The organism is Duganella sp. CT11-25 (assembly GCF_047302815.1).
Classification (GTDB): domain Bacteria; phylum Pseudomonadota; class Gammaproteobacteria; order Burkholderiales; family Burkholderiaceae_D; genus Rugamonas.
The window spans coordinates 783,843-802,452 of record NZ_JBKBFD010000001.1; the positions used below are offsets into that span (position 1 = coordinate 783,843).

Here is an 18,610-nt window from a genome sequence, read left to right on the forward strand (position 1 = left end):
TGATCGATGATGAGTCCTCCATGATCGGGACAATCCGCGCCGCGGTTCTTGATGTTCGTCAAGTATGTGGCCCGCTTGTGCTGGCGCAAACCGTGCGCCGGACGGCCATAGTCTAATCAAGGCCGGCTCCCCCTACGGCACACCTTCATGACTACAGGCCTGCGTCAAACCATTGCACAACTGGGCTGGCCCAACGCCGCCCTGTACGCCTTGGCACGCCTGCTCGACAAGCTGAGCGCTGGGCGCTGGGCGCTGTACCGCTACCACTTCGTCGCCCAATACATCGGCGACACGCCGCTGTCGCCCGCGCGCGGCCGCGATATCGAGATCCGCATGTCCAGCGTCGCCGACGCCCCCCTCGACGGCTATCCGCGCCCCCAGGCCGTGCTGCGCGGGCGCTACGCGCAAGGCGCGCTGTCGCTGATGGCATGGCGCAACGGCCACCTGGCCGGCTTCCTGTGGCTGATCCTGGACGGTTACCAGGAAGACGAGGTGCGGGTCCGCTACCGGCTGGCGTCGTCGCGTTCCTGCTGGGATTTCGATGTCTGGGTGCGGCCGGACGAGCGGCTCGGCTGGGTCTTCCTGCGGCTGTGGGAGGCCGCGCGGCGCCACCTGCGCCAGCACGGCGTGCGCTGGAGCTGCAGCCGCATCTCCGCCTTCAATCCGGCCTCGCTGCGGGCGCACGCGCAGATCGGCACGGTGCGCCTGGGCGGCGCGCTGTTCCTGCGCTGCGGCGGCTGGCAATGGATGATCGCCAGCCTGGCGCCCTACTTTCACTTCTCCCGCGATCCCGCGTCCTTTCCCCAACTGATGTTCGACACCAGCGCGCTGGCCGACATCGCACCACAGGAGCCGCCATGCCCCATATCAACCAAGTCTGCCAGATCCTGAGGTCCACGCTCGGCCTGGGGCAGATGCCGCTGACCGAAGACACGCTGCTGCTCGGCAGCTTGCCGGAACTCGATTCGATGGCGGTGGCCAGCCTGATCCTGGCGCTGGAGCAGCACTTCGGCTTCGAGGTGCTGGACGACGAGATCAGCGCGCGCCACTTCGCCACGATCGGCTCGCTGTCCAGTTTCGTCGCCACCAAGATGGCCTGACCGTGTATCCGCACCAAGCCAGCGCCCTGCCATTCTTCCTGACCGCCGACGCGGGCGAGCGCTTTTGCCTGTACCACCAGCCGGATCCCGCAGCCGCGCCGCGCGGCGCCATCCTCTACGTCCACCCGTTTGCCGAGGAAATGAACAAGAGCCGGCGCATGGCGGCCCTGCAGTCGCGGGCCTACGCGCGGGCCGGCTTCGGCGTGCTGCAGATCGACCTGTATGGCTGCGGCGACAGCAGCGGCGATTTCGCCGACGCCCGCTGGGACATCTGGCTGTCCGACCTGGCGCTGGGCTGGCAATGGCTGACGCAGCGCGGCGCCGGGCCGTTCTACCTGTGGGGACTGCGCCTGGGCGCGCTGCTCGCGCTGGACTTCGCCGCCCGCGCCAAGCCGGAGGCGCTGATCCTGTGGCAGCCCGCCATCAGCGGCCGCGCGCACCTGCACCAGTTCGCGCGCGCGCAGAGCGCGGCGCGCCTGTTCGGCGCGGTGCCGGCGGCGTCGACGCCGGAGCAAGGCACGGAGATCGCGGGCTACATGGTGGCGCCCGAACTGTCGGCGGCCATCAGCCAGGCCGACGCCGCCACGCTGGCGCCCACCTGCCCGGTGCAGTGGCTGGAGCTGAACGCCGCCTGGCCGCAAGCCGGCAGCCTGGCCGACTCGTATGCGGCGGCGGCCAACGGCCAGGCGCCGCAGGCCGCATTGCAGCCGGCATCGGCGCTGCTGATCGAGCGTTGGCGGGAGGCCGGCACCATGGTCGAGGCCTGGCCGCTGCACGGCGCGCCGTTCTGGTCCAGCGCCGACATCAGCGAGTCGCCCGAGCTGCTGACCGCCACGCTGGCCGTGGCGCCGCCGGAGCGCGGATGATGGCGCAGCAGCGCGTCCTGCACTTCGCCTGCCGCGACTGCTGGCTGGTCGGCGTGCTGGACCTGCCCGAGCAGCCGCTGGCGCGCGGCGTGCTGATCGTCACCGGCGGCCCGCAGTACCGCGTCGGCAGCCACCGCCAGTTCGTGCTGCTGGCGCGGCACCTGGCTGCCAGCGGCATCCCGGTGCTCCGCTTCGACTACCGCGGCATGGGCGACAGCGAGGGCGAGATGCGCAATTTCGAAGCGATCCAGGAGGACCTGGCCGCCGCCGTGCGCCAGTTCTTCGCCGCCCTGCCGGGCTTGAAGGAAATCGTGCTGTGGGGGCTGTGCGACGGCGCCACGGCGGCGGCCTTCTACGCGCAGTACGACCGCCGCGTCGCCGGGGTGGTGCTGCTCAATCCCTGGGTGCGCACCGAACAAAGCCTGGCGCGCGCCACGCTGCGCCATTACTATGCGCAACGGCTCAAGGACTGGGATTTCTGGCGCAAGCTGGCCGGCGGCGGTTTCGGCCTGCGGCGCGCGCTGGCCGGCGCCATGCAGCTGATGACCGCCGCGCGCGAGCCGGCCGCGAAGGTCGAGACGCTGCCGCAGCGCCTGTACCACGCGCTGCACCACTTTCCCGGCCACATACTGATCATCCTTAGCGGCGCCGACCTCGGCGCGCGGGAATTCCAGGCGCTGTCAACGCACCATACGCACTGGCGCGCCTTGATGGCGCAACCGCGCGTCAGCCAGGCCACCATCGCGCAGGCCAACCATACCTTCGCCCGCAAGTCCTGGCGCGACGATGTCGCCGCCATCTGCACCAGGTGGGTGACGGCATGGTAAAGCGCGTGCTGATGATCGCCTATCACTATCCGCCGATGCGCGGCGGCAGCGGCATCCAGCGCACGCTGGCGTTCACGCAGCACCTGCCGCAATCTGGCTGGCAACCGCTGGTGCTGTCGGTCAGCCCCGGCGCCTACCTCTCCGCCGATACCGCCGACGCCACGCCCCGCGTCGAGGTGCACCGCAGCTTCGCGCTGGACGCCTCGCGCCACCTGGCGTTCCGCGGCCGCTACCCGTCGCTGCTGGCGCAGCCGGACCGCTGGATATCCTGGTGGCTGAGCGCCGTCCCGGCCGGCCTCAAGCTGATACGCCACTACCAGCCGGACGTGATCTGGTCCAGCTACCCGATCGCCACCGCGCACCTGATCGCGCTGACGCTGCATCGCCTGACCGGCATTCCCTGGGTCGCCGACCAGCGCGATCCGCTGATCGACACCGGCTATCCGCCCGACCCGCGCCGCCGCCGCATCCACGGCTGGATCGAAGAGCAGGCGATGCAGCGCGGCGCGGCCGTGGTCTGCACCACGCCGGGCGCGGTGCGCGATCTCGCCATCCGCTACCCGCAGGCCGATGAACATCGCATCGAGCTGATAGAAAACGGCTACGACGAGACCAGCTTCATCGCCGCCGAAATCGCCGCGCCGCACCCGCGCGGGCCGGACGGCCAGTTCCGGCTGCTGCACAGCGGCGTCATTTATCCGTCCGAACGCGATCCCGCGCCGCTGTTCGCGGCGCTGGCCCGCCTGCAGGCCGACGGCGACCTCACGCCCGCCGGCTTCCGGCTGGTGCTGCGCGCCTCCGGCCACGACGACTACCTGCGGGGCCTGATGCGGGAGCATCCCGGCATCGAACAGCTGATCGAGCTGGCACCGCCGCTGCCGTACCGCGAGGCGCTGGCCGAAATGATCGGCGCCGACGGCCTGCTGCTGCTGCAGGCGGAGAATTGCAACGGGCAGATACCCGCCAAGATGTACGAATACCTGCGCGCGCGCCGGCCCGTGCTCGCGCTCACCCATCCCGGCGGCGACACCGCCGGCGCCCTGCGCCACGCCGGCATCGACACCATCGGACGGCTGGATTCCGTCAGCGACATCGCCGGCATGCTGGTGTACTTCCTGCGCCTGTGCCGGCAAAACAAGGCGCCGCTGGCAACGCCCGCCATCATCGCGCGCCATTCCCGCGCCGCCCGCACGCGCGAGCTGGCGGCGCTATTGGACCGCATACACGATAAGGAGCAGTCATGAAAACCCGTATCCTTCCCATCCTGGCGCTATGCGCCGCGCCGGCCTTCGCCGCCACCATAGCCGGCGAGAGCTGCGCACCCTACGTCAAGCACGATCCCGGCGGCGACTACACCAACGCCGACGACCGCGTCGGCCTGCCGGTGGTCGAACAGTTCCACTTCACCCCCAGCGTCGAACGCCTGATACGCGGCGCCAGCGGCCCGCTTGGAGGGGACATCAGCTACACGCTGGAGCACTTCCCCAACCATCACCGCGCGTTGGCCGCGATGACCAGACTGGCGCTGCGCGACAAGAACCGCAAGCCGCAAGGCGCCCGCTACACGGTCGACTGCTTCTTCGACCGCGCGTTGCGCTACACGCCCAAGGACGCGCGCGTGCGCTCGCTGTACGGCAGCTACCTGCTGGCGACCGGCCGCGCCGACGACGCGCTGGAGCAGCTGGAGCAGGCGGCGGAGCTGGAGCCGGACAACCCCACCGCGCACTATAATCTCGGCCTGCTCTACCTGAAGAAGAAGGACTACGGCAAGGCCCGTGCCAGCGCCGAAAAGGCCTACGGCATGGGCTTCCCGCTGGATGGCCTGAAAAACAAGCTGATCGCCGCCGGCCAATGGCGCGAGACCAAGTGACTACTTCAGGCCGTGGTGGTTCATCAAGTCGTACAGCGTCGGCCGGCTCACGCCCAGCAGCTCCGCCGCCTTGACGATATTGCCGTCCGCCCGCGCCAGCGCCTTCACCATCACCCGGTACTCGGCGGCGTCGCGCGCCAGCCGCAGGTTCAGGTCTTCCTCCCCGGCTCCGCTCTGGGGCAGGCCCAGATCGAGCGGCGTGATCTGCGGACCGTCGGCCATGATCACCGCGCGCTTGATGCAGTTCTCCATCTCCCGCACATTGCCCGGCCAGGCGTAGGCCTCGATCGCGGCCAGCGCCTCGGCGCCCAGGCTAAGCATGGAGCGCGATTCGCTGGCGCAGAACTTGTTGCGGAAGTGATGCGCCAGCAGCGCGCTGTCGCCGCTGCGTTCGCGCAGCGGCGGTATCGTCAGCACGATCTCGCTCAGGCGGTAGTACAGGTCTTCGCGGAAGCGGCCCGCTTCCGCCAGCGCCTTCAGGTTCTGGTGCGTGGCGCAGACGATGCGCACGTCGATGCTGATTTCGCTGCGCCCGCCCACGCGCTCGATCACGCGCTGCTGCAGGAAGCGCAGCAGCTTGGCCTGCAGCGCGATCGGCATGTCGCCGATCTCGTCGAGGAAGAAGGTGCCGCCCTGCGCCAGTTCCAGCTTGCCCAGCGTCTGCCGCTGCGCGCCGGTGAACGCGCCCTTCTCGTAGCCGAACAATTCGCTCTCCAGCAGCTGCTCGGGTATCGCCGCGCAGTTGATCGCGACGAAGCGCTTGTCGGCGCGCGCGCTCAGGCTGTGCAGGCCGCGCGCGATCAGCTCCTTGCCGCTGCCGGAATCGCCCAACAGCATCACGGTGGCCGACGACGGCGCCACTTTCTCCACGCTGCGGCACAGCTTCAGCATGCCGGGGTCGCGGCTGATGATGCCGGCCAGCGGAGAATCCGACTGTATCTGCAGCATGCGCCGGTTTTCCTGCTGCATCGCGTGCAGGTAGAAGGCGCGCGCGATCACCAGCCCCAGCGCGTCGGCGTCGAGCGGCTTCTGGTGGAAATCGTAGGCCCCCATCGCGATCGCCTTCAGCGCAAAGGCCCGTTCCTGGTTGCCGGACAGGATGATCACCTTGGTATCCGGCGCGGCGGCCAGTATTTGCTGCAGCAGCGCCAGTCCCTCGCTGGCGCCGTCCGGATCCGGCGGCAGCCCCAGGTCCATGGTCGCCACCGCCGGCTGATGGCGGCGCAGCTGCGCCATCGCCGTCTCGCGGTCGGTCGCCACCACGACTTCGTAAGCGTCCAGGCTCCAGCGCAGCTGTTTCTGCAGTCCGGTATCGTCCTCGACCACCAGCAGCTTATTCTTGCCCATCATAGGACTCCTCATGTAACGGCAGCGTCAGGCGAAACGTCGTCCCCTGCGACGGCGCGCTGGCCACCTCCAGCTGGCCCCCGACTTCGCGCAGGTATTCGCGGCTCTCGAACACGCCGATCCCCATGCCCGCCGTCTTGGTTGATTCGAATGGCTTGAACAGGCGCTCGCGCATGAATTGCTCGCTCATGCCGTGGCCGGTGTCGCTCAGTTCGACGACCGCCGCCGCGCCGCTGCGATGCAGCCGCACCATGACGCTGCCGCTGCGCGGCGTGGCCTCGACGGCGTTCTGGATCAGGTGGCCGATCACCCGTTCCAGCCGCTGGCCGTTGGCCCGCACCGTCAGCCCGGCGGCGCGCAGCTCCAGCGACGGCCGCGGCTCGCATCCGGCGCGCGCCTGCACGGCGCGCAACAGCAGCTGGTCCAGCAGCAGCGGCGCCGCCACGTCGGGCGTATCGTCGCGGCGCAGCTTGAGCAGCAGATGCTTCATCTTGCCCAGCGAATGCGACAGCGTCTCCAGCATATCGTCCTGGAAGGCGGGATTGGCCTTGTGCCGCTCGGCGTTCACCAGCAGCAGCGACAGCTGCGACACCAGGTTCTTCAAGTCATGCACGATGAACGTCGACATGCGGTTGAACGACTCGAACTGCCGCGCCACAGCCAGGCTGTCGGCCGACGCCCGGTGCGCCAGGTAGCTGGCCGCCTGGCTGCCGGCGATCTTCAGCACGTCGCGCACCTCCCAGTTGAGCTGCAGCGCCGTGCGCGGCGGCGCCAGGCAAATGAAGCCGAACAGGCTGCGCTCCAGCGTCAGCGGCACCAGCAGCCACAGGTCCGGCCTGGTGGTCAGCCACGCCGGCAGCGCCAGGTCGCCGTAGCGGGCGGGATGGCTGCGCCACTCCGGCAACTCGATGACCCAGTTGCGCGCGATCAGGAAGCGGCACAGGGCGCTGTCCGCCGCCTCCTCCTGCGACGGCGCCGCCATGTTCCAGCCGACGGCCGGCCGGTAGCTGTCGCCGTCGTGGCGCAGCCACAGCATGCCGGCCGGGCTTTCCACCAGCCCCGCCACCGCCTGGATCGCCCGCTCCGACAGCCCGCCCGCATCCTCGGCCAGCGCGCGCGTGAAATGCTGCCATTCCTGGCGGTAGTCGTAGCGGCCCTGGTAAAAGTGCTTGCTGATGAAGATCTTGAGGCGGGCCCGCATGGTCCCGGAGAACAACACGGCGGCCAGCAGCAGCGCCGCGCCGCACAGGCAGGCCAGCTGCATCAGCGTGCCCCACGCGCCGCCGACGTAGCGCAGATACCAGGCGCTGGCCGCCATCGCCAGCAGGTACAGCGCGGAACCCAGCAAGGCCGCCGAGCGGAACATGATCTGGCGCGACAGCAGCAGGCCTGGCGTCCACACCGGATTGCGCGCCGCCGCCATCGCCAGCAGCGGCACGCTGAGGGCGTTGACGATGCCGCGCGCGGCCCGGATCTCCTGGTTCACGCGGTGGAACAGCAAAGCGTCGCTGTACAGGTAGAAGTCGTAGGCGAACAAGGCCCCCACGCCCAGGCAGGCGAACTTGATGCCCCAGCGGGCGCCCAGTTGCGCACTGCGATAGACATGCTCCACCAGCAGCATGCCCAGCACCGCCAGCGCCAGGCGGATGACGATGCCGACGGTGCTGGCCGCGTCATCCCAGCCGGCCGCCAGCCCGACCACCAGCACCAGGCCGACACCCGCCAGCCAGGCCCGCAGGCTGGCGCCGCTGCTGGCCAGCATCAGCAGCAAGGCCAGCCAGCAAGCGGTGCGCAGCGTCTCCGAGGCCTCCAGCAGCAATGACGGCGGCGTGGCCGCGACGGCCGCCGCGCATATCGCCCAGGCGGCGGTGGCCAGGCAGGCGAGGCCGAACCATACGGCGTGGCGCCGGCCGCGCCAGGCGCCCCACAGCAGCAGGAACGCCAGCAGCAGGAACGCCAACGCCGCGACGCCATGGCTGAAGGCCGCTACCGCCGGCGCGCCGTTCCAGCGCATCAGCGCCCCTTGCCGAACAAGACCACCTGCACCGTGTCGAACAATATCAGCAGGTCCAGGAACAGGCTGTTGTTCTTCACATAGTACAAATCGTATTGCAGCTTGCGCACGGCGTCGTCGACCGAGGCGCCGTAGCCGTAGCGCACCTGCGCCAGCCCCGTGATGCCCGGCTTGATCCCGTGCCGCACGTTGTAGTAGGCGATCTGCTCGCACAGCTGCTCGACGAAGTAGGCGCGCTCCGGACGCGGTCCGACAAAGCTCATCTCGCCCTTGAATACATTGATCATCTGCGGCAGCTCGTCGATGCGCAGCTTGCGTATCCAGCGGCCGATGAAGGTCACGCGCGGATCGTCCGGCGCCGCCCAGCGCGGCGTGCCGTCCTGCTCCGCATCCTGCCGCATGCTGCGGAATTTCAACACCTTGAACACGCGGTTGTCGCGCCCCACCCGCTCCTGCTGGTAAAACACCGGGCCGCCGTCCTCGATCTTGATCGCCAACGCGGTCAGCAGCATCACCGGCATGGCGGCCAGGCCGATCGCGCCGCTGGCCAGCAGGTCGAAGGCGCGCTTGACGGCCGCCCGCAGCGGGCTTTGATCGAAGCCGCCGCCGAAGATCAGGTAGCTCGGTTGCAGCGAATCGACGCGGATCTGGCACGCCTCGCGCTCGAAGAAGCTGGCCGCATCGGTCACCGGCACGCCACCCAGCGCGCACTCCAGCAGCTGCCGCACCGGGAACGCGCCGTTGCGGCGGTCGCCCACCGAGACCACGATTTCATCGGCCGCATAGCGCCGCGCCAGCGCCAGCAAGGGCAGATCGGGCGGCAGCAGCATGGCCGGCGGCACGCTGGGCGCCTCGCCGGCGACCGGCACAAAGCCCACCACCCGGAACTGATGGAAGCCTACGCACTTGGCCGCCAGCTCCAGGCATTCCTGCGCGATGGCGCCGTCGCCGATGATGATCAGGCGCCGCTCCATCATGCTCGATTGCGCCGACATGAACACCACCAGCCGCGCCAGCAGCACCGCGCCGCCGCCCAGCACGAACACCAGGGTGCCCAGCCGGCCGAACTGCGCGCCGGGGATCATATTGGCCAGCAGCGTCATCAGGCCAAAGCCCAGCATGAACGACGGCAGGATGCGCAGCAGTGTGCTTTTGATATCTTCACGCGATTGATTGTGCTGGTACATGCCCAGCGTGCCCATGCTGAACACCATCACCAGTGCGAACGCCAGCGCCGGCAAGTACAGCTGCTCCGAACCGCCGGGCCTGCCCTTGAGCCACAACGGCGCGCTGGCCAGCGCCGCCGTCAGTAATATCAAGACCTCCAGCAGCAACAACATGAAGGCTATCTTCGACACATAATGGTGAAATATCCTGATCACAATCCACTCCCTGCCGCGCGTACGGCGGCGGAGCTAATATGATGCGGAACAGTTAACGCAGCCGTCTTGACCGCCCACAACCGCGCTCAAAATAGGGCATTTGTGACGCGGCTATGACAAATAGTCTATAGTCATGGTTCCTTAGTGCATCCAACACGTAATCATGAAATTTGATGTTGCAATTGTCGGCAGCGGATTGGCCGGCCTGTCGGTCGCCCTGCATCTGGCCGAAACGCGCACGGTCGCGATCATTTCCAAACGCGCGCTGAAAGATGGCGCCAGCAACTGGGCCCAAGGCGGCATTGCCGCGGTGCTCGATTCCGGCGACAGCTATACCCAGCACATCGACGACACTCTGATCGCCGGCGGCGGCCTGTGCGACGAAAGCGCCACGCGCTTCATCGTCGAACACGGCCGCGAAGCGATCGAATGGCTGATCGAACAAGGCGTACCGTTCACCCGCGACGAATCGGCCGAACTGGGCTTCCACCTGACGCGCGAAGGCGGCCACAGCCAGCGCCGCATCATCCACGCCGCCGACGCCACCGGCAACGCGGTGCAGACCACGCTGGAAGAAAAGGTCCGCGCCCACCCGAACATCACGCTGTTCGAGCACCATTGCGCGATCGACCTGATCACCTCGGACAAGCTGCATCCGGTTAAAAAAGGCAACGCCCAGCCGAAGTGCTACGGCCTGTATGTACAAGACGAGAAGACCGGCCAGGTGCTGACCTTCTCGGCCGAGCACACGGTGATGGCCACCGGCGGCGCCGGCAAGGTCTACCTGTACACCACCAATCCGGACACCGCCAGCGGCGACGGCATCGCCATGGCCTGGCGTGCCGGCTGCCGCGTGTCCAACATGGAATTCATCCAGTTCCATCCGACCTGCTTGTACCACCCGTACGCCAAGTCCTTCCTGATCACGGAAGCGATACGCGGCGAAGGCGGCTTGCTGAAACTGCCGCCCGAGGCCGGCGCCGCGGCCGGCTTCCGCTTCATGCTGGCGCACGACGAGCGCGCCGAACTGGCGCCGCGCGACGTGGTCGCCCGCGCCATCGACTTCGAGATCAAGAAGCGCGGCCTGGACTACGTCCACCTGGACATCAGCCACAAGCCGGCCGAGTTCCTGATCGAGCACTTCCCGACCATCTACGCGCGCTGCCTGGAGCTGGGCATCGACATCACCAAGCAGCCGATCCCCATCGTGCCGGCCGCGCACTACACCTGCGGCGGCGTGGTCACCGACCTGCACGGCCGCACCGACTTGCCGGGCCTGTACGCGGTCGGCGAGACCGCCTGCACCGGCCTGCACGGCGCCAACCGCCTGGCCAGCAACTCGCTGCTGGAATGCGTGGTGATCGGCCGCGCCTGCGCCACCGACATCGCGTCCAAGGAAAAAGGCGAAGTGCCCTACCTGCCGGATTGGGATGAAAGCCGGGTCACCGACGCCGACGAGGAAGTGGTCATCTCCCACAACTGGGACGAGCTGCGCCGCTTCATGTGGAACTATGTCGGCATCGTGCGCACCACCAAGCGCCTGGAACGCGCGCAGCACCGCATCGCGCTGCTGAAGGAAGAAATCGACGAGTACTACCAGAACTTCCGCATCACGCACGACCTGCTGGAGCTGCGCAACCTGGTCGACGTCGCCACGCTGATCGTCAACAGTGCGCTGCAACGGCACGAAAGCCGTGGCCTGCACTTCAGCCGCGACTATCCGGAGACGTTGCCGAAGGCGCTGCCGAGCATCCTGACGCCATCGCGCCGCAAATAAGATGACACAGGTGCGCGCGGCCCGGCCGGACGACATTCCAGCGATGGAAGCGCTGATCGCGCGCTCCGGCATCGCATTGAGCGAGGGGTTTTACTCCAAGGAACAGGCGGAAGCGGTGACCCGCCATGTGTTCGGCGTCGACACCCAGCTGGTGGCCGACCAGACCTACTTCCTGATCGAGCAGGACGGCAAGCTGCTGGCCTGCGGCGGCTGGAGCAAGCGCAGCACGCTGTTCGGCGCCGACCGCACCAAGCAAGGCGCCGATCCGCTGCTGGATCCGGCCACCGAGCCGGCCCGCATCCGCGCCTTCTTTGTCGATCCCTCGGCGGCGCGCCGGGGCTTGGGCCGGATGCTGCTGCGGCACTGTACCGACGCGGCGGCGGCGGGCGGCTTCCGTACCCTGGAACTGGCAGCGACCATGCCGGGCGTGCCGCTCTACCTGGCCTGCGGTTTTGAAGTGGTGGAGCCGTTCGAGATCACCCTGCCCGGCCCCATCCAGGTACCGCTGGCGCGCATGCGCAAAGGAATTTAAGCTTTCTTGCGGCGCTTGACCCAGCCCAGCATGCCCAGGCCCGCCAGCAGCATCGCGTAGGTGCCCGGCTCAGGCACCGCCGGCGCGATACCGCCGAAACCATCGAGGTAGGCATAGCCGGTGTGGCCGGTCGGCTCGCAATCGGCCGCCAGCAGGGACAGCGTGAAGCTGTGGCCAAGGTTGGCCTGGTCGATGCTCAGTTGCTCGATCTGCCATTGCGGCGTGTAGAACAGGCCGTTTTCCGAACTGAAGCGCGCATCCACGCCGCTGCCCGTGTAGCCGGCGTTGTAGGTGCGGCTGACCAGCAGCTGGCCGGTGGTGTCGTCGGTCAGCGTCAGCACCATCACCGCCGATTCGTAGCCTTCGTGGCCGCCGTTTTCCAGCACGGCCTTCCAGGCGAAGTAAATGTTCGAGTCGGTGTAGTTGCTGACTTTCTGGCTGATCACCGTGCCGTAGCCGCCGGAGTAAGTGTCTTCCGCCCGGTAAGCATGCTGGCCGGTGTAGACCGTGGAGCCCAGCAGCGCGCCGAGGTTGGGATCGACATAGCCGCTGGAAATGACTTCGCCGCGCGCGCCGCTATCGCCGTAGTAGGCGCCGGATGGCAGGAAGTCCGTCGGCAACAGCGCAGTGTTGTCCACATTGCCGCGATAGCCGCCGCCGGTGGTCCAGCCGGTGGTCTGTCCCGTTTCAAAACCGCCGTTGGTGAAACCACTCGCCTGCGCCGAACCGGCGATCGCCGCCAGCATTGCCACACCCGCAAAATATTTCTTTTTCATCTATCTAGCCCCATAATTAAAAGTATAAATAACACAACAGAGTGTTAATTATATTATCTTTAATTATTTTATAGATAATTATATTTTGCCAACTTTCAATCGTGCGCGGCCGTAGGATATGCTAGGGAATGTCGACCTGGTAACGCCTGGCCAGCCTGCTCAGCTCGCCCCGCGCCTTCAACTCGGCCAACAGGCGATCGAATTGCGCCGGCAGCCCGGCATGACGTGGCCGTAGCGAAAAAGCGAAGTAGGCATCCTGGACGTCGATCAGCGGCGCCAGCGCCAGCAACTGGTCCGTCATGCCCAGCGCCACGATCACCGGATCGGTATCGCGCCGGTTGCTGGCAAACAGATCGACGTGGTTGTGCAACAGCATCCGCAAGCCGTTTTCCACCGTATTGGTCACGCTGGTGTTCAAAGCCGGCAGCGCCGCCGTGAACGCCGGGCCATAGCTCCAGCCGTTCAGCGTGGCGATACGCTTGCCCTTCAAGGTCGCATAGTCGCCTTCCCACAGAGGGATCTCCCTGGCCCGCACATAGAACGCCACCTGGTCCTGGAAAAAAGCCTGTTTGCTGAACTGCATGGTCTTCAGGCGCTCGGGCGCTTTGTAGGGGCCGACCAGCACGTCGGCCGCGCCCTGCGTCACCAGAAGCTGGGCGCGCCGCCAAGGAAAAAGTTCGAACCGGACTTGATAGCCGAACTGGCTGGCCGCCAGGCGCACCAGTTCCACCCCCATGCCGGCAAACTCGCCGTTGGAGCGGCGTTCGTAGATACGTTCAAAATGGGTGCCGACCACGCGCAATTCGCGGATTGCCGCAGGCTGGGCCTGCGCCGCAAGCGGCAGGAAAGACAGGAAAAGGCCGCCGACGCAGCGCAGGGCCCGCCGCCGGCCATCACCATCAACACTTAAACGTGTGAGAGCAATCGGCAAGCGCGGCCTCCCTGTGTGTTTTACCCCACGATGCGCAACGAATAGTCCGTCGCGCGGATATCCTTGGTCAGGCTGCCGATGGAGATGCGGTCGACGCCGGTTTCGGCGATCGCCCTGACGGTATCGAAGTTGATGCCGCCGGAAGCTTCCAGCAGCGCCCGTCCCGCGTTGATCTTAACAGCTTCGCGCATCATGTCGTTGCTGAAGTTATCCAACAGAACGGAGACGGCGCCGGCCGCCAGCGCTTCATGCAGCTCATCCAGCGACTCCACTTCCACCTGGATCGACACGCCCTTGTCCAGGCGCTGCGCCGCCAGCACCGCCTTGGTGATGCCGCCGGCCGCCGCGATGTGGTTTTCCTTGATCAGGATGCCGTCGTACAGCGCCAGGCGCTGGTTCTGGCCGCCGCCCACGCGCACCGCGTACTTCTGTGCCAGCCGCAGGCCGGGCAGCGTCTTGCGCGTATCGAGGATGGCGGCGCGGGTGCCGGCGATGAGGTCGACATACTTGCGCGTCGCCGTCGCCACGCCGGACAGCAGTTGCAGGAAGTTGAGCGCGGCGCGTTCCGCCGTCAGCAGCGCGCGCGCCGGGCCCTGGATGGTGCAGACCAGGCTGTCGGCCGTCATCAGGTCGCCCTCGGCGTATTGCCAGTCGATCTCGATGCCGGCCTGCATGCAGTTCATGACGCCTTCGAACCACGGCGCGCCGCACAGCACGGCGTCCTCGCGCACGATGACGCGCGCGGTGGCGCGGCCGCCGTCCGGCACCAGCAGGCCGGTGAGGTCGCCGCTGCCGACGTCTTCCAGCAGCGCGGCCAGCAGGTTGGCTTCAAAAGCCGATTTGAGCGCCTCGTCGAACGGCGCGAAGGTATTGACCAGGGTACTCATGCCGGACCGATTCCCGAAAACAGTTGCGCTTCTTTCGCCAGGTCGGCGCCAGGCTGTACCTTGGCTTTTTTCGCCGCGGCGAAATCGAGCATGCGATTGATGGAGGTGACCGCCTGCTTGCCGATTTCAGGATCGACGTGGATCTCGTTGGCCGCGCTGGCGGCCGGATTGTCCATGTTTTCCAGCAGGTCGGCCAGGTTCTGCAGGCCGTTCATCGCCATCCACGGGCAATGCGCGCAGCTCTTGCAGGTGGCGCTGTTGCCGGCGGTCGGCGCTTCGATGAAGCGCTTGCCCGGTGCGGCGGCGCGCATCTTGTGCAGGATGCCGTTGTCGGTGGCGACGATGAAGGTATCGGCGTCCGACTCGACGGCGGCGTTGATGATCTGCGTGGTCGAGCCGACCACGTCGGCCAGCGCCACCACATTGGCCGGCGATTCCGGGTGCACCAGGATCTTGGCTTGCGGATACTGGGCCTTCAGCAGCTCCAGTTCGACGCCCTTGAATTCGTCGTGCACCAGGCAGGAGCCCTGCCACAGCAGCATGTCGGCGCCGGTCTGCTTCTGGATGTAGCCGCCCAGGTGCTTGTCCGGTGCCCACAGGATTTTCTTGCCCTGCTCGTGCAGGTGCTTGACGATGTCCAGGCCGATCGACGAGGTCACCATCCAGTCGGCGCGCGCCTTGACGGCGGCGCTGGTGTTGGCGTACACGACGACGGTACGGTCCGGATGTTGATCGCAGAAGGCGGCGAATTCGTCGGCCGGGCAACCCAGGTCCAGCGAGCAGGTCGCGTCCAGGTCCGGCATCAGGATGCGCTTTTCAGGACTGAGGATCTTGGCGGTTTCGCCCATGAAGCGCACGCCCGCCACCACCAGCGTCTTGGCCGGATGGTCGCGGCCGAAACGCGCCATTTCCAGCGAATCGGAGACGCAGCCGCCGGTTTCCTCGGCCAGGTCCTGCAGGTCGGCGTCGACGTAGTAATGGGAGACGAGCACCGCCTGCTTTTCTTTCAGCAGGCGCTTGATGCGTTCCTTGAGGACGATGCGTTGATCGGGGGAAGGAGTCGCTGGCGTGCGCGCCCAGGCGTGGGCGGTACAGCTGGCTCCGTCTTGTGGATGTTCGTACTCGACGGGTTTGATCTCGATGGTTTGCATGATGTTCGGTTAGACGTGAAACGTGGCTAAACTATGGCATATTGCGAAGAATCCCGCTTGGAGCGGGATTCTTTGGGGAAGCTTAATCGATGCCCTGGCTGGTCAGGTAGTCTTCGTAGTTGCCGCGGAAATCGACCACTTCGTTTTCCTTGATCTCGATGACGCGGTTGGCCAGCGACGATACGAACTCGCGGTCGTGCGACACGAAGATCAGCGTGCCGGCGTATTTTTCCAGCGCGATGTTCAGCGACTCGATCGATTCCATGTCCATGTGGTTGGTCGGTTCATCGAGCAGCAGCACGTTGTGGCGGCCCAGCATCAGCTTGCCGTACATCATGCGGCCCTTCTCGCCGCCGGACAACACCTTGACCGACTTCTTCACCTCGTCGCCGCCGAACAGCAGGCGGCCCAGGATCGAACGCACGGCCTGGTCGTCGTCGCCTTCCTTGGTCCACTTGCCCATCCAGTCGGTCAGCGTGTCGCCGTCGGCGAACTCTTCGGTAGGATCCTGCGGCATGTAGCCGACGTTGGCGTTTTCCGCCCACTTGACCATGCCGTGGTCGGCGTGCAGGCCGGCGATGTCGTCGCCGCCGATGCAGCGCAACATGGTGGTCTTGCCGGCGCCGTTGGCGCCGATGATGGCGATGCGCTCGCCCGCTTCAACCATGATGCTGAAGTTGTTGAACAGCTGGCGGTCGTATTTCTTGGCGATCGAATCGACTTCCACCGCCAGGCGGTGCAGCTTCTTCTCGCCGTCGAAACGCACGAACGGATAGGCGCGCGACGACGGCTTGATGTCGTCGACCTTGATCTTCTCGATCTGCTTGGCGCGCGAAGTCGCCTGGCGGGCCTTGGATTTGTTGGCGGCGAAGCGGCGCACGAAGTCTTGCAGCTCGGCGACCTTCTCTTTCGCTTTCGCATTGTTGGCCAGTTGCTGGTTGCGCGCCTGGGTCGAGGCGAACATATACTCGTCGTAGTTACCCGGATAGATCTTCAGCGTGCCGTAGTCCATGTCGGCGACGTGGGTGCAGACCTGGTTCAGGAAGTGGCGATCGTGGGAAATGATGATCATGGTGGAGTTGCGCTCGTTGAGCACATCTTCCAGCCAGCGAATCGTGTTGATGTCCAGGTTATTGGTCGGTTCGTCGAGCAGCAGGATGTCCGGGTTCGAGAACAGCGCCTGCGCCAGCAGCACGCGCAGCTTCCAGCCCGGCGACACATTGCTCATCGGGCCCTGGTGCAGGTCGATGGCCACGCCGGCGCCCAGCAGCAGTTCGCCGGCGCGCGATTCGGCGGTGTAGCCGTCGTACTCGGAGACTTTGCCTTCCAGGTCGGCGGCCTTCATGTAGTCGTCGTCGGTGGCTTCCGGGTTGGCGTAGATCGCATCGCGTTCCTGCATCGCCGCCCACATCTCGGTGTGGCCCATCATAACCACGTCCAGCACGCGCATCTCTTCAAAGGCGAACTGATCCTGGCGCAGCTTGCCGAGGCGCTCGTTCGTATCCAGCATCACGTTGCCGCCCGACGGTTCCAGGTCGCCGCCGAGGATTTTCATGAAGGTGGACTTGCCGCAACCGTTGGCGCCGATCAGGCCATAGCGGTTGCCATCGCCGAACTTGACGGAGATGTTTTCGAACAGCGGCTTGGCGCCGAATTGCATCGTGATGTTTGCTGTAGAGAGCATATTGGACTTGGACTTTGAATAGAGGTGACGCGGAAAGGCGGGATTATACAGCAATCAAGGATGTCCGTGGGATACCCCTATATAAAACAAGCACTTACAGAGAATTGAGGCACCTCAAGTCACCATCTTGCCGAGATTGACAATGCCGGAGCCGGGAATCACGATAGCCCGATGCGTGCGACGACCGACAAAGACTATATCGATGCCCGGGATGCGGCCCTGATGACGGCGCTCAGGGAGCAATCCGCGCTGTACGATGCCCACCGGGCCGAGCAATCCGCCATGGACCAAGCCTATCGGGCCGAAATGGAAGCGCGCTGGAACCGCACATTGACGGATTTGTACAAATGGGTCGCCGGCATTGTGCTGGCCGGCGTCACTGTTTCCACTTCGGTAACAGGCTATATGCTGAATTCCGCGCTCGGCCAATTGCAGACCGAAATCCGGAAGATTCAGCAAGCCCCTTCGCCCTCGCCGCAGCCGGCACCTCCGCCGGCGCCCATCATCATCTATCCGCCTCCCGCGCCGATGCGGTAGTACGGCAACTACAACGTAGGGTAGTCGCCGATCGTCAGCGCGAAGCCGCGCCGGTCCGACACCAGGTGCGCCATGCCGCCATACGGCAGCGTGGCGCGCTCCTTGATATGGCCGAACGGCAGCCCGGTCAGCACCGGGATCGGCAGGCACTGGCGCAGATACGCCAACATCGCCTCGAAGTCGTAGCCGTTGTCCATCGGGCTCAGCTTGTAGCCCGAAAAATCCCCCAGCACCAGCGCCCGCTGGCCATCCAGCGCACCGGCGTAAAACAGCTGCAGCACCATGCGCTCGACCCGGTACGGGTGCTCGCTGATATCCTCGATGAAGACGATGCCGTTGTCGATCGCCGCAAAATACGGCGTGCCGAGCAGGCTGACCATCATCGCCAGGTTGCCGCCCCACAGCTTGCCGCTGACATCGATCACCGGATTGTCCGCCCCGCCCTCGGCCACCGCGCCGCGCACCGTGTGCACCGGACCGCGCAGGCAATCCCAGAACTGGTTCAGCGTGTAGTCCACCGGCTCGGCACGGATGAAATCGTCGCACATCATCGGGCCGCCAAAGCTGATGCGTCCGGTTTGCTTCATCAGCGGCATCTGGAAGGCGGTGAAATCGCTGTAGCCGACGAACAGCTTGCCGCTGTCGGCCATCTTGCGGAAATCGATCCGCGGCAGCAAGCGGCTCATGCCGTAGGAGCCGCGCAAGGCCACGACGATCCGCACGTCGGGATCGGCAGCGGCCGCGTTCAGCTGCGCCAGCCGGCCGGCGTCGGTGCCGCCGAAGCGCTGGAATTTCTTGTCGTCGTCGTAATAGTTGTGGACCAGGAAGCCTTGCTGCTCCAGCCGTTGCACGCCCAGTTGCAGGGCCGCGTTGTCGGGCGCGGCGCCGCCCGGTGCGGCAATCGCGATGCCGATTTTCGATGTGCTCAA

Annotated in this window: 19 protein-coding genes; 10 read left to right on the forward strand and 9 right to left on the reverse strand. The window is 66.1% G+C overall.

The features are described from left to right. Window positions 1-147 precede the first annotated feature (147 nt). The 6 genes from ACEN9F_RS03055 to ACEN9F_RS03080 are packed head-to-tail and all read left to right on the forward strand — an operon-like array spanning window position 148 to window position 4,663. Window positions 148-891, forward strand: a complete 744-nt coding sequence (locus ACEN9F_RS03055) for an N-acetyltransferase family protein (RefSeq protein WP_413417702.1) — start codon at window positions 148-150, stop codon at window positions 889-891. Further along, window positions 858-1,100 (forward strand): acyl carrier protein, encoded by a 243-nt coding sequence (locus ACEN9F_RS03060; RefSeq protein WP_413417704.1) that lies wholly within the window; start codon window positions 858-860, stop codon window positions 1,098-1,100. The genes ACEN9F_RS03055 and ACEN9F_RS03060 overlap by 34 nt, the downstream gene beginning before the upstream one ends. A 2-nt stretch (window positions 1,101-1,102) precedes the next feature. Then, the gene (locus tag ACEN9F_RS03065; protein ID WP_413417706.1) at window positions 1,103-1,966 is read left to right on the forward strand and encodes a hydrolase 2, exosortase A system-associated; all 864 of its coding nucleotides are present in this window, start codon (window positions 1,103-1,105) and stop codon (window positions 1,964-1,966) included. Next, complete coding sequence (locus ACEN9F_RS03070; RefSeq protein WP_413417708.1) at window positions 1,963-2,793, forward strand: hydrolase 1, exosortase A system-associated; 831 nt, start codon at window positions 1,963-1,965, stop codon at window positions 2,791-2,793. The genes ACEN9F_RS03065 and ACEN9F_RS03070 overlap by 4 nt, the downstream gene beginning before the upstream one ends. Continuing rightward, window positions 2,787-4,037 carry a glycosyltransferase gene (locus ACEN9F_RS03075; RefSeq protein WP_413417710.1) on the forward strand — a complete coding sequence of 417 codons (1,251 nt, stop codon included), beginning with the start codon at window positions 2,787-2,789 and terminating at the stop codon, window positions 4,035-4,037. Before ACEN9F_RS03070 ends, ACEN9F_RS03075 begins: the two co-directional genes overlap by 7 nt. Then, a complete protein-coding gene (locus ACEN9F_RS03080) occupies window positions 4,034-4,663 on the forward strand; it encodes a tetratricopeptide repeat protein (protein WP_413417712.1) in 630 nt (209 codons plus the stop codon). Before ACEN9F_RS03075 ends, ACEN9F_RS03080 begins: the two co-directional genes overlap by 4 nt. On the opposite strand, the gene prsR is transcribed toward ACEN9F_RS03080, so the two are convergent. The 3 genes from prsR to ACEN9F_RS03095 are packed head-to-tail and all read right to left on the reverse strand — an operon-like array spanning window position 4,664 to window position 9,364. Continuing rightward, the gene (gene prsR / locus ACEN9F_RS03085) at window positions 4,664-6,010 is read right to left on the reverse strand and encodes a PEP-CTERM-box response regulator transcription factor (protein ID WP_413426950.1); all 1,347 of its coding nucleotides are present in this window, start codon (window positions 6,008-6,010) and stop codon (window positions 4,664-4,666) included. After that, window positions 5,997-8,024 carry an XrtA/PEP-CTERM system histidine kinase PrsK gene (gene prsK / locus ACEN9F_RS03090; RefSeq protein WP_413417714.1) on the reverse strand — a complete coding sequence of 676 codons (2,028 nt, stop codon included), beginning with the start codon at window positions 8,022-8,024 and terminating at the stop codon, window positions 5,997-5,999. The genes prsR and prsK overlap by 14 nt, the downstream gene beginning before the upstream one ends. Then, window positions 8,024-9,364 carry a TIGR03013 family XrtA/PEP-CTERM system glycosyltransferase gene (locus tag ACEN9F_RS03095; protein ID WP_413417716.1) on the reverse strand — a complete coding sequence of 447 codons (1,341 nt, stop codon included), beginning with the start codon at window positions 9,362-9,364 and terminating at the stop codon, window positions 8,024-8,026. The genes prsK and ACEN9F_RS03095 overlap by 1 nt, the downstream gene beginning before the upstream one ends. A gap of 205 nt (window positions 9,365-9,569) precedes the next feature. Between ACEN9F_RS03095 and nadB the strand changes: the two genes are divergently transcribed. Further along, a complete protein-coding gene (nadB, locus tag ACEN9F_RS03100; RefSeq protein WP_413417718.1) occupies window positions 9,570-11,183 on the forward strand; it encodes an L-aspartate oxidase in 1,614 nt (537 codons plus the stop codon). 1 nt (window position 11,184) lies between these two features. Then, window positions 11,185-11,715 (forward strand): GNAT family N-acetyltransferase, encoded by a 531-nt coding sequence (locus ACEN9F_RS03105; protein ID WP_413417720.1) that lies wholly within the window; start codon window positions 11,185-11,187, stop codon window positions 11,713-11,715. On the opposite strand, the gene ACEN9F_RS03110 is transcribed toward ACEN9F_RS03105, so the two are convergent. Beyond that, window positions 11,712-12,491 (reverse strand): PEP-CTERM sorting domain-containing protein, encoded by a 780-nt coding sequence (locus ACEN9F_RS03110; RefSeq protein WP_413417722.1) that lies wholly within the window; start codon window positions 12,489-12,491, stop codon window positions 11,712-11,714. The genes ACEN9F_RS03105 and ACEN9F_RS03110 overlap by 4 nt on opposite strands. 121 nt (window positions 12,492-12,612) lie before the next feature. After that, window positions 12,613-13,287 (reverse strand): substrate-binding periplasmic protein, encoded by a 675-nt coding sequence (locus ACEN9F_RS03115; protein ID WP_413417724.1) that lies wholly within the window; start codon window positions 13,285-13,287, stop codon window positions 12,613-12,615. On the opposite strand from ACEN9F_RS03115, the gene ACEN9F_RS03120 reads away from it, so the two are divergent. Continuing rightward, window positions 13,273-13,401, forward strand: coding sequence for a hypothetical protein (locus ACEN9F_RS03120; protein WP_413417726.1), 129 nt, complete (start codon window positions 13,273-13,275; stop codon window positions 13,399-13,401). The two genes, ACEN9F_RS03115 and ACEN9F_RS03120, sit on opposite strands and share 15 nt — an antisense overlap. A gap of 41 nt (window positions 13,402-13,442) precedes the next feature. Here ACEN9F_RS03120 and nadC read toward each other — a convergent pair whose 3' ends face one another. The 3 genes from nadC to ACEN9F_RS03135 all read right to left on the reverse strand — a co-directional run bounded on the left by nadC (window position 13,443) and on the right by ACEN9F_RS03135 (window position 17,144). Further along, a complete protein-coding gene (gene nadC, locus ACEN9F_RS03125; protein WP_413417728.1) occupies window positions 13,443-14,309 on the reverse strand; it encodes a carboxylating nicotinate-nucleotide diphosphorylase in 867 nt (288 codons plus the stop codon). Then, window positions 14,306-15,460 carry a quinolinate synthase NadA gene (nadA, locus tag ACEN9F_RS03130; protein WP_413417730.1) on the reverse strand — a complete coding sequence of 385 codons (1,155 nt, stop codon included), beginning with the start codon at window positions 15,458-15,460 and terminating at the stop codon, window positions 14,306-14,308. The genes nadC and nadA overlap by 4 nt, the downstream gene beginning before the upstream one ends. An 82-nt stretch (window positions 15,461-15,542) precedes the next feature. After that, entirely contained in the window at window positions 15,543-17,144 is a 1,602-nt protein-coding gene (locus tag ACEN9F_RS03135; RefSeq protein WP_413417731.1) for an ABC-F family ATPase, read from the reverse strand. A 171-nt stretch (window positions 17,145-17,315) separates the two neighbouring features. Here ACEN9F_RS03135 and ACEN9F_RS03140 point away from each other — a divergent pair, with 171 nt between their 5' ends. Continuing rightward, on the forward strand, window positions 17,316-17,681 hold the full coding sequence (locus ACEN9F_RS03140) for a hypothetical protein (RefSeq protein WP_413417733.1): 366 nt from the start codon (window positions 17,316-17,318) through the stop codon (window positions 17,679-17,681). A gap of 8 nt (window positions 17,682-17,689) precedes the next feature. Here the strand turns inward: ACEN9F_RS03140 and ldcA are convergent, their stop codons facing one another. Then, window positions 17,690-18,610 carry a muramoyltetrapeptide carboxypeptidase gene (gene ldcA / locus ACEN9F_RS03145; protein ID WP_413417735.1) on the reverse strand — a complete coding sequence of 307 codons (921 nt, stop codon included), beginning with the start codon at window positions 18,608-18,610 and terminating at the stop codon, window positions 17,690-17,692.